This is a genomic window from Rhodococcus sp. AZ1, assembly GCF_054979605.1.
In genome coordinates this window covers 70,769-84,291 of sequence record NZ_JBUEQF010000014.1, presented here as the reverse complement: position 1 = coordinate 84,291, position 13,523 = coordinate 70,769, and the positions used below count along the sequence as shown (strand labels likewise).

At 62.2% G+C, this 13,523-nt stretch carries 11 protein-coding genes; 2 read left to right on the top strand and 9 right to left on the bottom strand.

Translation table 11 applies throughout. From position 1 onward, the window contains the following. Positions 1 to 127: 127 nt before the first annotated feature. The 9 genes from ACY48E_RS15420 to ACY48E_RS15380 all read right to left on the bottom strand — a co-directional run bounded on the left by ACY48E_RS15420 (position 128) and on the right by ACY48E_RS15380 (position 9,702). The gene (locus tag ACY48E_RS15420) at positions 128 to 550 is read right to left on the bottom strand and encodes a restriction system modified-DNA reader domain-containing protein (protein ID WP_462873101.1); all 423 of its coding nucleotides are present in this window, start codon (positions 548 to 550) and stop codon (positions 128 to 130) included. Between the two features lie 191 nt (positions 551 to 741). Then, positions 742 to 990 (bottom strand): integrase core domain-containing protein, encoded by a 249-nt coding sequence (locus ACY48E_RS15415; RefSeq protein WP_462873100.1) that lies wholly within the window; start codon positions 988 to 990, stop codon positions 742 to 744. 69 nt (positions 991 to 1,059) lie between these two features. After that, the gene (locus tag ACY48E_RS15410; protein WP_462873110.1) at positions 1,060 to 1,509 is read right to left on the bottom strand and encodes a transposase; all 450 of its coding nucleotides are present in this window, start codon (positions 1,507 to 1,509) and stop codon (positions 1,060 to 1,062) included. Between the two features lie 99 nt (positions 1,510 to 1,608). Continuing rightward, on the bottom strand, positions 1,609 to 2,433 hold the full coding sequence (gene istB / locus ACY48E_RS15405) for an IS21-like element helper ATPase IstB (protein WP_462873099.1): 825 nt from the start codon (positions 2,431 to 2,433) through the stop codon (positions 1,609 to 1,611). Then, positions 2,430 to 3,947, bottom strand: a complete 1,518-nt coding sequence (istA, locus tag ACY48E_RS15400; RefSeq protein ID WP_462873098.1) for an IS21 family transposase — start codon at positions 3,945 to 3,947, stop codon at positions 2,430 to 2,432. Before istA ends, istB begins: the two co-directional genes overlap by 4 nt. A gap of 99 nt (positions 3,948 to 4,046) precedes the next feature. Then, positions 4,047 to 4,511: an IS3 family transposase gene (locus ACY48E_RS15395; RefSeq protein ID WP_462873097.1), complete on the bottom strand. Its 465-nt coding sequence runs from the start codon at positions 4,509 to 4,511 to the stop codon at positions 4,047 to 4,049. Continuing rightward, entirely contained in the window at positions 4,508 to 4,789 is a 282-nt protein-coding gene (locus ACY48E_RS15390) for a transposase (RefSeq protein WP_462873096.1), read from the bottom strand. Before ACY48E_RS15390 ends, ACY48E_RS15395 begins: the two co-directional genes overlap by 4 nt. Before the next feature lie 255 nt (positions 4,790 to 5,044). After that, positions 5,045 to 7,798, bottom strand: a complete 2,754-nt coding sequence (locus ACY48E_RS15385) for a restriction endonuclease (RefSeq protein ID WP_462873095.1) — start codon at positions 7,796 to 7,798, stop codon at positions 5,045 to 5,047. After that, the gene (locus ACY48E_RS15380) at positions 7,798 to 9,702 is read right to left on the bottom strand and encodes a site-specific DNA-methyltransferase (RefSeq protein WP_462873094.1); all 1,905 of its coding nucleotides are present in this window, start codon (positions 9,700 to 9,702) and stop codon (positions 7,798 to 7,800) included. Before ACY48E_RS15380 ends, ACY48E_RS15385 begins: the two co-directional genes overlap by 1 nt. Positions 9,703 to 9,798: 96 nt before the next feature. On the opposite strand from ACY48E_RS15380, the gene ACY48E_RS15375 reads away from it, so the two are divergent. Then, positions 9,799 to 12,549: an ATP-dependent helicase gene (locus tag ACY48E_RS15375; RefSeq protein ID WP_462873093.1), complete on the top strand. Its 2,751-nt coding sequence runs from the start codon at positions 9,799 to 9,801 to the stop codon at positions 12,547 to 12,549. 89 nt (positions 12,550 to 12,638) lie between these two features. Next, positions 12,639 to 13,523, top strand: coding sequence for a DNA adenine methylase (locus tag ACY48E_RS15370; protein ID WP_462873092.1), 885 nt, complete (start codon positions 12,639 to 12,641; stop codon positions 13,521 to 13,523).

Genomic DNA, 13,523 nt, shown 5'->3' with positions numbered 1-13,523 from the left:
TAAACGCGGACCACTAGCCATAGCGGGAGGGCTCGCGGCTCGATACAGAACCTCAGTCCATTACGGGCTGCGCGCTATCGAGCAGGAGCTACAGCAAGTCGAATCAGGGCGAATTTAATGCGGCCGTCTACTTTCGAAATTCATCGAGCGTCTTGCCGGTCTTTTCGTGACGCCACAGCTTCCATCCGTTGACGTCGTAGCCTACGACGGATTTCAGTGCCCCGGAGGGTGTAGGAAACGCCTTACCCTCAACGTCGATCCAGCCGTGGTTTGTGACGTAACCGCGGTACGTTTCGCCACTTCGTTTGCGGTAAACGAGATCATCGTCAATCGCGATGTGTCCGTTGCGTAGAAGGGATGCGAGTTCACCTTCTGCAGAGCTGCCGCGGATGCGCGTCCGAGGGGGGGCGAGGGGCGTCCGGATTTCACTACCAACGGCTGGGTCAAGTCCCAACAGCCGCCGGATAGCAGTGTTTGGTGTATCAACGAGCGGCTCGGCATCCTTCTTCAGTAGCGAAAAGACTTCGTCGTCAATTTCGATCGTTGGCATGCTGTGGCCTCCTTGGGGGTGAGTCGGATGGTGTGATGATACTTCGATTCAAGTAAGTAAGCAAGTATTGGAGAGGTTTGGCGCTGGCCAGCGGCATGCAGCTGGAAGCGAACGCACCCGAGGTGGTCTTCCTGGCGAGTCCCCGTTACTGAGTCCACCCGGTTCTGGAGTCGGGTTGGTGTGATCCGTTCTCAGTTGATGCTGCAGGCCACCGGGGTGTGGGTACACCTGCACGCCGCAGCGTACTCGGCCGGCGTCCGGTAGCCCAGCGCCGAGTGGCGGTGTCGGTGGTTGTGCTCGGCCTTGAAGTCGCCGATGACTACGCGGGCCTCGAACAGGGTGTTCCAGTGGTTGCGGTTGAGGCACTCCTTGCGTAGGCGGTTGTTGAACGATTCGATGTAGCCGTTGTCCCACGGGCAGCCCGGCGGGATGGACACCATGCCGGTCTTGTTCTCATGGCAGGTCCCCGATAGTCGGACCACTTTGCTTTAGAGCCGTTCGGGTTGGTCTCAGTCGATCTCGCAGCCGTCCACCGGCTGGTGGACGTGGGTGCATCGGGCAGCATACTCAGCAGGGGTGAGATACCCGAGCGACGAGTGACGGTGCCGGTTGTTGTGGTCGTCCTTGAAGTCCTCGATCACCACCCGCGCCTCGAGCAGGCTCGTCCAGTGGTTCCGATTCAGGCACTCCTTTCGGAGTCGATTGTTGAAGGATTCGATGTGCCCGTTGTTCCACGGGGTTCCCGGTGGGATGTAGCTGATCCCGATATGGCTACCGCAGAACTGTTGCAGCACAATCGATATGAACTCAGGCCCGTTGTCCATACGCAACACCAGTGGTGGTCCGCCCCACAGCGCGAACGCCTTGTCCAAGTCCTCAGTCAACCGCTGCGCGGTGATCGAGCGCTCGACGATGTTCAGCACCGACAACCGGGTGTGTTCGTCGATCATGGACGCGATCTTGATCGCCTTCCCGTCGACGGTGTGTCAATGGCCAAGCTGATGTCCCCGGTGGTGGCCAGGTGAAAGTCCCCGGCCCGTGTTGATGTTTCCGGTTGTTCAGGGGCGGTCCTTTCGGTGGTGTGCGTCTTTCATCCGGTAGGACTCGCCGTCGGTGACGACCATGGTGGCGTGGTGGAGCAGGCGGTCGAGGATCGACGCGGCGGTGGTGTGCTCGGGGAGGAACCGGCCCCATTGCTCGAACGGCCAGTGCGACCCGATCGCCAGCGAGCGGCGCTCGTAGGCGCCGGCGACGAGGCGGAACAGCAGTTGGGTGCCGGTGTCGTCGAGTGGGGCGAAGCCCATCTCGTCGATGATGATCAGATCGACCCTCAGTAGTGATTCGATGATCTTGCCGACGGTGTTGTCGGCGAGGCCGCGGTAGAGCGTTTCGACGAGATCGGCGGCGGTGAAGTAGCGGACTTTGTGCCCGGCGTGGACGGCGGCGACCCCGAGTCCGATGAGGGTGTGCGACTTTCCGGTGCCGGCTGGTCCGATCATTGCCAGGTTCGAGTGCGTGCGAACCCATTCCAGGCTGGCGAGGTAGTCGAACACCTTCGGTTGTATCGACGATGCTGCGATGTCGAACGTCTCGAGTGTCTTCGTCACCGGGAACCCGGCGATCTTGAGGCGGTTGACGGTGTTCGATGCATCGCGGGCGGCGAGTTCGGACTCGACAAGGGTGCGCAGGACTTCCTCCGGGGTCCAACGTTGCGTCTTCGCGGTCAGCAGGACCTCGGGTGCGGTGCGGCGGATCGCGGCGAGTCTGAGTCGCCGTAACCCCGCATCGAGGTCGGCGGGGAGGTCGGGAACCGACTGCGGGACAGCGGTCTTCGGACCGGTTGCCTTCGTCGGTATCGTTGAGGCAATGGCGGTGTCGGTCATGACGGTACCTGCTGATCCCCGGCGTTCGGGCGGATCGCATACGCATCCAACGACCGCGTCGGTGCGGTCGGCAGGTCCAAGATCAGTGCGTCCCCCGCGCGTCGGGGGTGCGGTGTCCCGGCGCCGGCGGCGAGGATCGACCGGACGTCGGCCGCCCGGTACCGGCGGAACGCCACCGCCCGGGTCAACGCCGCCACCAACGCCTCGGTGCCGTGGGCGGCGCCGAGCGCGAGGAGAACCTCGAGTTCGGAGGACAGCCTGGTGTTCCCGATCGCGGCGGCGCCGACCAGGAACGCCTCGGCGGACTCGCCGAGGTCGCAGAACTGTTGCTCGACAGTCGTTCTCGGCCTGGGTCCGCGGTTCGGCGCCGGGCGGGCGCCGCCGTAGTGCTCGTCGAGCACCGACGCGGTTCCCGGTTGGGCGAGGTCGTGCTCGGCAACGACGTCACCGGTTCCGGGGTCGACGATCACCAACCGTCCGCTGGTCTGCACCAGGGCCACGGTCGTGCCGATCAACCGGTTCGGGACGGAGTAACGGGCGGAGGCGAACCGCACGCAGGACAGCCGGTCGACCTTACGGGTCACCGACGGCGGTCCAATCTCCATTCGCAGAGACGGCAACGGTGACAACAGTTCTCGCTCGTCATCGAGTTTGCCGTTCGGTATCGCGCAGATCTCCGAATGCACCCTGGCATTGACCTCCGCGCACCACACGGTGGCGGCCGCGTTCGCGGTGTGAACGTCGACGGTGGTGCCGGCGACGGCAGCTTCGGTGAACAACGGCACCGCCAGATCGCGTTGGGCGTAGCCGACGAGGTTCTCCACGATCCCTTTGGATTGTGGGTCGTTGGCGTGGCAGAAGTCCGGTGCGAACCCGTAATGGGCAGCGAAGCGGACGTAGTCCGGGGTCGGGATGACCACGTCCGCCACGACACCGCCTTTGAGGCAGGCCATCCGGTCCGCGAGGACTCTCGCCGGTACCCCGCCGACCACGGCGAGTGCTTCGGCGATCAATGCCAGTGTGGTGGTGGCTTTCTCGTCGGCCGCGAACGCAGCGAACCGCCACCGCGAGTACGCCATCACCGCGCAGAACAGGTGCAGTCCCCCCACCGTCGCCCAGTCGATGACCAGGTAATCACCAGGAGCCCACACCGCCGGGCGGCGACCGCGGTGATGATCGAGGCGCCACAACGCTTTTGCGTCCGCGACGAGGCGGCGAAAGTTGCGGTCCGACCCTTCGTAGCCGGCTGCGCGGGCGATCGGCAGGATCCGTTTCGCGGAGATCCGGCCCTGCGATTTCTCGACCCGCTCGGTCACCAGGTCGGCGACGGCGTCGTAGTTGTGCTCCCGATCGGCTTTCGGTGGCGTCTTCCGACCGGCTTGATCGGCTTCGAACTTCTCGACGGTTCGTTTGACGGTCTTGTGGGTGGTGCCGCAGATGTCGGCGGCTCCTCGGTACGACCCGACTTCGCGGTAAGCGGAAATGATGTCCATGCGTTCCTTCGCAGACTTCAATGGAACTCCCCGGGCGGTGCGGTGTGTGGTTGGCACCTTCACCGTCACCGCTCGGGCCAGAAGTTCCCGATCGACACGACGAACACGGGGTGGGGACTTTCAGTTGGCCACCAGTGGGGACCTCGACCTGGCCACCACTGGGGACTTTGTCATGGCCACGGACACGGTGGAGTCGAACTGAAAATCCAGTGCCCATACGACTTTCGGCGCGTCCTCCTCGACCTGTGGAGTGGAACTGACACCGGCACGTGTGCGGGGATGATGGATCCGCACCTGCAGACCCTCCTCCTTCCAGAGCCGGTGCACCTTCTTCTTGTTCACCGACAGGCCCTCGTCGTGCCTCAGATGCGCCCACGCGCGACGGAAACCGTGCATCGGGTTCTTCCCTGCGTAGGTACGCAGCATCCCCCGCAGATCCGCATCCGGATCTGCCGGTGTCTGCGCGATCGGGGCTCGTGCGTAGGTGGAGCGGGCAAGCCCAACAGCTCTGCACGCCAGTCGTTTCGAGATGCGCATCGTGGTGACGAGCATGTCGACGGCGCGGCGTTTGGCGGCAGGGCTCAAAATTTTCCCTTCGCCACCTCCCGCAGCGCGTCCTTCTCCAACTCCGCGTCCGCGAGGAGGCGTTTGAGGCGGCCGTTCTGCTCACGCAGGTCCTTGAGCTCCTTCGCCGCGTCGGTGTCCATCCCGCCGTACTGCCGGCGCCAGTTGTACAACGTCGCCGCCGACACCTCCAGCTCGCCGGCGATCTCCTCCTGCGTCCTGCCCGCCGCCACCAGCTCGTCCGCTCGGCGCAGCTTGCGCACGATGTCCTCAGCCGAGTGCCGTTTTCGTCCAGCCATGATTGTCGTCGTCCTATCCGCCCAGGTCGCGGGCAACAAGACTCTAAAACATGATGGCCCCGTCTACCGGGGACACGCCATCTGGACCAAGACCGCGGAGCAGATCCTCAAGAAAGCGAACCGCCCAACAAATTCAAACGCGGACCACTAGTACCTGCTCGGTTTTCACGCGTCGTTGACAGGAGGACCGTCCTCATCCTCCCGATGATGGTGGGACAGGCGCTGACGCGACCGCGGCTATGGAGTTCAGATCCCTCATTGCCCAGCAAAATCGGGGGAGATATCGATAAGCACCTTTGGGTCGTTGCCCCAGAAGTAATCGACCTTGAGCTTCTCGAAGTGGGCGGTGCCGAACTTGATCTTCCAGCCCTCGGATTCCCAGTGGAGTTCTTCGAGCTTGTCTGTGCCCTTCGTCTCGCGGACTAGGTAGAGGTACTTGCCTTCGGGTTGCTGACGCACGAACGCCCAGTCGGGGTTATAGCCGTGCAGGGGAGTGTCGATCTTGAACCAGTGCGGGAGCTTGATGAAGAGCGGTACGTCGTCTCGCGCCTCAAGGAACTCCGCAAAGGTCTTCTCGATGCCTGAGTCGCACACGATCTTGTCCGTGATGCTCTTCGTGACGTCCACGACCATCGCCGCCGGCGCAATCGTCTCGGCCTGGTGCCATTCCTTGAACAGCTCGGCTCGCCACGATTCCCCGGTTGGCTTGTAGACGATCCCCTCGGCCTCCTGTGCGTAGAGGGCCTCCTTCATGGCACGTTCGACCTGATCCATAAACACGGACGGGTTGAGCTTCACCTGGTCGAGAGTGTCGATCCCGGAGAGGATGCGGACGATGGTTGCCCGGGTGAGTGGCACCCGGCTGGTGAGTTCACCGACGACGTCGGGGAGCTTCCGCCCAGTGTTGACCGCGACCGTTCCTCGGTCCTGGGTGTCGCCCGAGCTGATGCCTACTGTGTTGATATCGACGATGTGCTTGGCTAAACGGAACTTGATGGGCTCGACCTTCGGCATCGCGTTGATGCGCCGGACAGCGTCGGCGACGACATCGTCGGTCGAGAACGCCAACTCGTAGGTCGTTTTCTTCGAAATTCTGTCCCACAGCTCGACGAACTGCGGATCTCGCAGCACCTTCTCCCTGAGTTGGAGCTTGATCTTGTCCTTCTTGAGATCCACGATCCGGCCCGTGAACTTGATGCCGGTCTCGTCCTCGATCTCCTTCTGGAGGTCGCCGGCGAACTTAGAGAATTCTTCGTGTGCGATCACAGTCAGCACGTTGATGTCGTCGTTGCGGCAACGCTCGCCGTCGACCATGACTGGCAGACGCAAGCCTCGGCCGATCTGCTGGCGCTTGCGCATCTCTGAGCGGCCGTGCTGGAGGTTGCAGACGGTGAAGACGTTGGGGTTGTCCCAGCCCTCGGCGAGAGCCGCGTAGCTGAAGATGAACCGGAGCGGCTCCTCGAAGCTGAGCAGCTTTTCCTTGTTCTGCATGATGCGCTTGAGGGCTGACTCCACCTCCACGCCTTCCAACGCCCGGGTGGTCACATCCTTCGGCACGCCCTTGTTGGAGGCTGCGAAATAGCCGTCGTGGACGGCGTCGATGTTGGGCATGTCGAGCGAGCGGAAGCGGGCGTCGGATCGCATGATCTCGTACTCCTGCTCGAACCACTGTCGGAGCTTCCCGTCGGCAGGGTGGTAGTTCGCAACCGAGTCTATGAAGAACAGAGTGAGTGGCTTCAAGGCGCAAGTAATGAGGCCTCGTCGCAACTGAAGCTTTAGCTGGAGCTCCTTCTCAAAGTGGCTCTCAACGGCCTGACGGAGCATCAGCCGTTGATGTTGCTCCTCCTCGGAAGTGGTTCCGGCTCCTTCGTGGACATGGGTGCCGTTTCCGAACTCGACGTACCCGCGTTCGCCATCCTGGCCGGCGTGAATGTCCTCGACTGACCAACCCTGATAGGCACCGCGCTGTCCGCTCTCCTCGAACAGGTCCATATCCTTGCGCAAGGTGATCCGGGTGAGCTTCGTCTTGCCCGCGTTGGTCTTGAAGATCTTGGCGGTCGCCGTGACGCCCCCAGGCGTGGCAGTGATCTTCGAGACCTCCACGTAGGCACCGTTGAGGTCTTCGTCCTTGGTGACTGAGAGGACCCCGATCCGCTTCACCAGTCGCAGGTCGTAGGCGTCCACGGGAGTCAGGCGGTACACGAGGTGCTTCGGGTCCTTGTGGGTGGCGGAGTACCGAAGCCGGGCCAAAGGGTTGAGTTGCTCGATGGCTTCCTTGCTGCCTGCTGACTCCATGTTTTGCGGCTCGTCCATGATGACCACTGGGCGCGCGGCACCGATCAGTTCGTGGGGCGCGTATCCACCGTTGAACTCGGGGTCCTTGCGACGGAAAATGTTGCCCTCCGTGCGGAATGCCTCAAGATTGATGACCATGATCTTCAGGCTGGCGTCACGTACGAAGTCACTGGCCATCTGCCGCTTGGATGAATCCCACACCATGAACTCGTACTGCGAGTCTGGGTAGAGCTCCTTTAAGTGCGGCTTGAGCATCGCGAGGCTGGATTTCACGCCCTCTCGAATCGCCTTTCCCGGCACCACAATGACGAACTTCGAGAAGCCGTACCTCTTGTGCATCTCCAGGCAGGTTCGGATGTAGACGTAGGTTTTGCCGGTACCGGTCTCCATCTCGACGCTGAGGTCCGGCACGGATTGCTCCCCCGTCCAGCCCTGCCGCAACTCCTCGGGGATCGCAGGAACCTCGCCCCCGTCCTCGGTGGATACGGGCTTGTCTTGCACAGCGCGGAGGTTTCTGCGCAACTGCTCGGACGAAAGCACGAGCTGGTTCCCGATGATCACGCGGTCAATCGCGTCGAGTGTCCCGTCCTCCAGGACGAGATCTGCTACCTCAGAGCGACCTTGCTCCTCGTTGCCGTTGAAGACTTTGAGGACAGCCTCGATCGCATCCAGCTGGTACTGCTGGCCGCCTTCGAACTTAATCGTGACCGGCATCAGACCGTCTTCACCGTGATGCCGCGCGATCTGGCGTTCGCCACGAGGTTTGCCTTGAGCGCATCCTGGCCTGCGAGGTCATCCTCAAGGAAGACAACGACATTGGGCTTCGGGTCCATCTCGAAGATCTTCTCGGCCGCAGCAACGTCGAGACCCTCGCCCGCGACGACAGCCACCCCGCCTGACACCTGCACCGAGACCGTGCCGAACTCGTGCTCCACCCATTCGGAGTCGAGCGGGACGCCTTCCTTCAGCAGCACCTCGGCGGCGATTGCGTAGAGGTCGTCAACGCTTGCACGAAGTGTTGAAGAGCTCAACGTGAGTTCCCCTTCGTCAGGACCGGAACCGAGGAAGGCGCTTTCGGTGAGCCGATACATACGGAGGCCGCTCTCGGCTGCGCCCTTCACGGTGGCCCTCACAGCTGCAATCCGCTTGTAGGTGATCTCAGCAACCGTCTCAAACCCCGCCTTGCGTGCGGCTGATTCAACACGGGTTCGCTCGGGTATGTTTACCAGCAGATACCGGCGCGAACCACCGTCGTGAGCGTTCTGAAGGGCAACCCCGTGCGCCGTAGACCCCGACCCGGCGAAGAAGTCCATCACGAGGTCGTCCGAGCCCGTGAATATAGACACGAGGTACTGGATCAGTCGCTCCGGCTTTGGGAAGTCGAAAATCACTCCCCACTCCCGCGCCATGCGCGAACTCGAAGCCTTTGTGGTTCCGAGGTTGCGTAGCACCGTCACCACGTGTCCCTGCCCGGCGCTTCGCTGTTTGTAGCCGTAGATCGCGCCGGTCGGCGTCATGGCGAACCAGGTGGACTTCCCTTCCGAGTCCTCGATTGGAACAAAGCCGTTTGAGATGAAAAGCTCTAGGAGACGCTTTGAACTCCAGCCACTGAAGACCCGCGCCGTCTTTGAGAGTACGCCCCCTTGGACCGTGATGGGGTCGAGGACATGCGGCCATTTGTCGGACCGGGGTGCCACCTCGAAGTCGTCAGAGGATGCAGGGAATCCAGCGGGGAGAACAACCTCACTCGGCGGGTTTGCGGGGCCATTCTTGGTGATAGAATTTTCGATCCGATCGTTGAATAGTTTGCTGTCTTCGCCGATATTCGGATCGATCACAGTGGGTCGGGCGACCTGTTCCACGTCTCGTGCGAACGCGACGATGTATTCATGATTGACCTTGAAAGCGCTCTGCTGCTCGATGTTACCGTCATTATTCCAAACAAAGGTTGCAAGGTGGTTCTCAGGTCCGAACACCTCGCGAAGTAGATGCACGAGGCTCGGCATTTCAACATCATTGATCGAAACGAGGAGAACGCCGTCCGGTTTGAGCAGGTTGCGGGCGAGTACAAGTCGCGGGTACATCATCGACAACCACCGGCTGTGCAGGCGCCCACTTGCGGCGTCGCTGCTGTCCGCCTTTCGGTTGCCCTCCTCGTCAATTTGCCCCGACCAAACGAGGTAACGGCGCGTTGTGTCACTGAAGTCGTCGTTATAGACGAAGTCGTTGCGGGTGTTGTAGGGCGGGTCGATGTAGATGAGTTGGACTTGGTTGTTATACGCCTTCTGAAGAAGCTTCAAGACCTCCAGGTTGTCGCCCTCGATGAAGACGTTCCTTGCGTGGTCGAAGTCATCGGATTCATCGAGATCAGGTACCAGTGCCGCACGGCTTGGGGCGAGCAGGGATCGAACAGCTTGCTGCTTTCCAGCCCAGTGGAGGCCGTACCGTTCGCGTCCCTCCGCGGCCCGCGCTACCTGCACGTCTAGTAGCTCGCCGAGTTTGGCGGCATCTAGGACGCCGTCGGCGAGGACCCCGGGAAAGAGCCGGGCCAGGGCGGCTCGGTGGTGTGCGGCCAGGTCCGGGGCCTCCAGATCGACCTTGTCGGGCTCGTGAGTCATCGCTCTCGCTCTCGCTCGGAGTCTTGCACGCGAAGGGTAGCCGCAGGCACCGACGAGTTGTAGAGGGAGGCCGGGCTGCTCACATAGCCTTGAGCGATGTCAGCCGAATCCTCCGCCGCGATCCCGGTCCTCGAAGGCGAGGCGGCGGCTGCGGTCGCTCACCGGGATGGGCATGTGCAGATCATCGCGGCCGCCGGCTCGGGTAAGACCGAGGTCGTCTCCCAGCGTGTGGCCTCGCTCCTCAAAGACGGCGAGCAGCCTGAGTCCATCGTGGCGTTCACATTCACCGAGAAGGCCGCCGAGGAGTTGAAGGAACGCATCCGAGAGCGGTCGGTTGCCCTTCTCGGGCCGTCCGCGACCGACAAGCTGGGGCACTTGTACGTCGGCACCATCCACGGTTACTGCTTCCGCCTCCTCCAGACCTACGTGCCGAGGTTCGAGACCTACACCCCGCTCGACCCCAACCAGTTGACCAACCTCCTGTACCGCGAGGCGAACCGACTGGGCCTCCGTCAGTTCGACCAGCGCAACCGAGTGTTCTCTGGCATTGAGCAGTTCCAGCAGTCGGTCGATGTCGTCGAGAACGAATACATGGCCTTCGACGTCATCCCCGACGGTGCCTTCAAGGACGCGCTCGTGAAGTACTACATGATGCTCGACAACTACCGCTTCATGTCGTTTGGCACCCAGATCGTCGAGGCCGTTCGTGCGCTCGAAAACCGTGTTGTGCACGCGGCAGTGACGGCCGATCTCAAGCACTTGATCGTCGACGAGTACCAAGACGTGAACCCGGCTCAGGAGCGCCTGATCGAGTTGCTCGCGAAGCCTCAAGGCTCGGCCGAAGTGGTAGTGGTGGGCGACGACGATCAGGCCATCTACCAGTGGCGCGGGTCGCATGTGGCGAACATCGTCGCCTTCGCGACTCGCTACCCCAATGTGTCGAAGTTCGAGTTGTTGGTAAACCGTCGGTCACGCCCGGACATCGTGGCGCTCGCCAACGGGTTCGCGAAGTCCATTCCCGGGCGCATCGACAAGGAGATGACCGCAGTTCGCCCATCCGCCGGGCCGTCGGTCTCCATCGCCATCGGTCACCTGATGGAGCAGGACGAGGCCGACTCGATCGCGCTCGACATCGAGGCGCTCCACAAGGACGGCGTCCGCTACCGAGACATCGCCATCCTCGTGCGTGGCAAGACGGCGTACACGCGAATCTTGGATGCCCTCGCGGTCTCGAACATTCCAGTCCAGCCAGGCGGGCGCACCGGCCTGTTCGAGCAGCCCGAGGCGGAGGTGTTTGGGGCGACGTTCGCGTGGATCTCCAATGTCGACTGGAGCGTGAGCAAGTGGAAGACGCGAGCGGCCGTCAATCTGTCCGGACTCCTCGACCGCTATGTAACCGTCTTTGGTCTCGACGACGACGAGCGGCAGGCCCTGAGCACACACCTGCAAACGTGGAAGTCCAAGCGTGACGATGAAAACTGGACACCTAGCCTGGTGGGGGAGTTCTACAAGCTGACTGACCTCCTCGGCATCCGCAACTGGGACCTCGCAGACGAGATGCATCGCAACCGGCTGGGCACCATCGCACGCTTCACAGCGGTCATGGCTGATTACGAGTCGGTCACACGACGCTCGCGGCGAGATCCGGATAATCCGGGGGAGCAGGTCGGCGGTGCTGTCGGTGGCGAGTGGTTCTACAAGAACTTCGCACTGATCCTGACGAACTACGCGACCGGCAGTTACGACGACTTCGACGGCGAAAACGACATACTCGGTGATGGGGTCGCCCTCGGGACCATCCACGGCGCCAAGGGACTCGAATGGCCCGTCGTCTTCTTGCCCTCCTTGAAGGAGGGGCGCTTCCCATCCGACAGATCCGGGTCGCTGAAGAACTGGCTGATCCCCCGCACCCTTTTCGACGCCGCGCGCTACGAAGGATCAGACGCGGAGGAACGCCGTCTCTTCTACGTCGCCCTCACTCGGGCTCGTGACTGGGTAGGTCTCTCCTCGCACCAGCGGGTCAACACTCAGTCGCGGCAGCCGTCGCCCTACATCCTTGAAGCCCAGGCGATTGCCACCAGCGGCAGCCTGCCTACCAATGCGGAGCCGCGCGGTGAGGCACCGACCAGCATCACCGTCTCTTACAGCGAGCTTGATGCCTACATGGAGTGCCCACGAAGCTACCTGCTCCGCAACGAACTCGGCTTCATGCCGCCAGTGCAATCCGAGATCGGCTATGGCAACGCCGTCCACCACGTCCTGCGCACCATCTCCGAGCACGTCAAGGCGACGGGAACCGTGCCTGACTCGGTTGCGGTTGACGCACTGATGGACTCGGAGTTCTTCCTTCCCTTCGCCAACAAGCCAGCCCACAAGGAGATGCGGGAAAAGGCCAGGAAACTCATCCAGACCTATGTCACCGACAACACGGCCGAGCTGCAACGGACGTGGGCCACAGAGCGTCCCTTCGAGCTGTACCTCGATGGCATTGTCGTCAGCGGGCGCGCGGATGTCGTCTTCGACGAGCACGACGGGGTGGCTGACAACCTCTTCATCGTAGACTACAAGACGGCGCTCGGCGAAGAACTCAAACCGTTGCAGTTGCAGGTCTACACCGATGCCGGCCGTCGAGAGGGTCTCACCGTTGGTGCCGCCTTTATCCAAGACCTCAGCGCCACCATCCGGCACGAGGTCAGCATCACCGCCGCCGATATCGCGTCTGCCGAGGCGCAGGTCGCGGTAGCCGCCCAAGGTCTCAAGGACCGCGACTTCACACCCAAGCCAGAGAAGTCGAAGTGCTCATTCTGCGACGTAAGGACTCTCTGCGGTGCGGCCGTGACCAAGTGACCGCGCCGACCTGGACAGCCGACGACTACGTCGGACAGGTTCCCTAGACTTGAACGGATTCCGTCCAGCCTTGATCGAAGGGAGCCGCCGTGGTTGACGTCATTGCCAAGCGTGGCTCGCACGCGAGTCCGTTGCGCTACCCAGGCGGTAAGGCGACGCTCGCCGGCTTCTTCGAGTCCACCATCAAGGCGCTCGGCCTAGACAAGCCGACTTACGTCGAGCCGTACGCCGGAGGCGCGGGGGCCGGCCTTGAACTCCTCCTCAAGGATGCCGTTGGGATGGTCGTGATCAACGACCTTGACCCCGCGATCCACGCCTGCTGGAAGGCCATGGTGAAGGATTCCGACGAGTTCCTCGGTCTCCTGGAGCGAACCCCGTTGACGATCGAGGAGTGGAAGAACCAACGCGAGATCTACCGTCGCCGCCACGATGACGACGTCGATCCGCTCGCCCTGGGCTTCGCCACCTTCTACCTCAACCGCACGAGCCGTTCCGGAGTCCTCGGGGCCGGAGTGATCGGTGGGTTCGCTCAGTCGGGCTCTTATAGGATCGACGCCCGTTTCGACAAGGCCGTGCTTCGAGGCCGGATCGAAAAGCTGGCCGAACTGAGCGGCAAGATACGCGTCACCAAGCAAGACGGCGCAGCACGGCTGCGCGAGTATCTCCCCAAGGAGAACGTGTTTGCCTACGTCGATCCGCCCTACGTCGAGAAAGGCAGTTCGCTCTACATGAGCGCCTTCAGGGAGGACGACCACCGAGAGCTGGCGAAGGTCCTGAACGGCCACACCAACACGAACTGGGTGCTGACCTACGACGTCGCCGACCTCATCAAGACCCTGTACAAGGCACGGGAGGTGTCTGAGTTCCGGCTCTTGTACTCCGCCCACCTGCGGGGCACACGGGACGAGCTCAAGCGGACTTCAGCCAGCGAGTTGATCGTGCTTTCAAACTCTGTCGCTGACGCGTTGATGTGA

Coding starts and splice junctions, on each gene's coding strand:
- ACY48E_RS15375 (WP_462873093.1), top strand. CDS start 9,799: ATGTCAGCCGAATCCTCCGCCGCGATCCCGGTCCTCGAAGGCGAGGCG.
- ACY48E_RS15380 (WP_462873094.1), bottom strand. CDS start 9,702: ATGACTCACGAGCCCGACAAGGTCGATCTGGAGGCCCCGGACCTGGCC.
- istB (WP_462873099.1), bottom strand. CDS start 2,433: ATGACCGACACCGCCATTGCCTCAACGATACCGACGAAGGCAACCGGT.
- ACY48E_RS15390 (WP_462873096.1), bottom strand. CDS start 4,789: ATGGCTGGACGAAAACGGCACTCGGCTGAGGACATCGTGCGCAAGCTG.
- ACY48E_RS15385 (WP_462873095.1), bottom strand. CDS start 7,798: ATGCCGGTCACGATTAAGTTCGAAGGCGGCCAGCAGTACCAGCTGGAT.
- ACY48E_RS15420 (WP_462873101.1), bottom strand. CDS start 550: ATGCCAACGATCGAAATTGACGACGAAGTCTTTTCGCTACTGAAGAAG.
- ACY48E_RS15415 (WP_462873100.1), bottom strand. CDS start 990: ATGGTGTCCATCCCGCCGGGCTGCCCGTGGGACAACGGCTACATCGAA.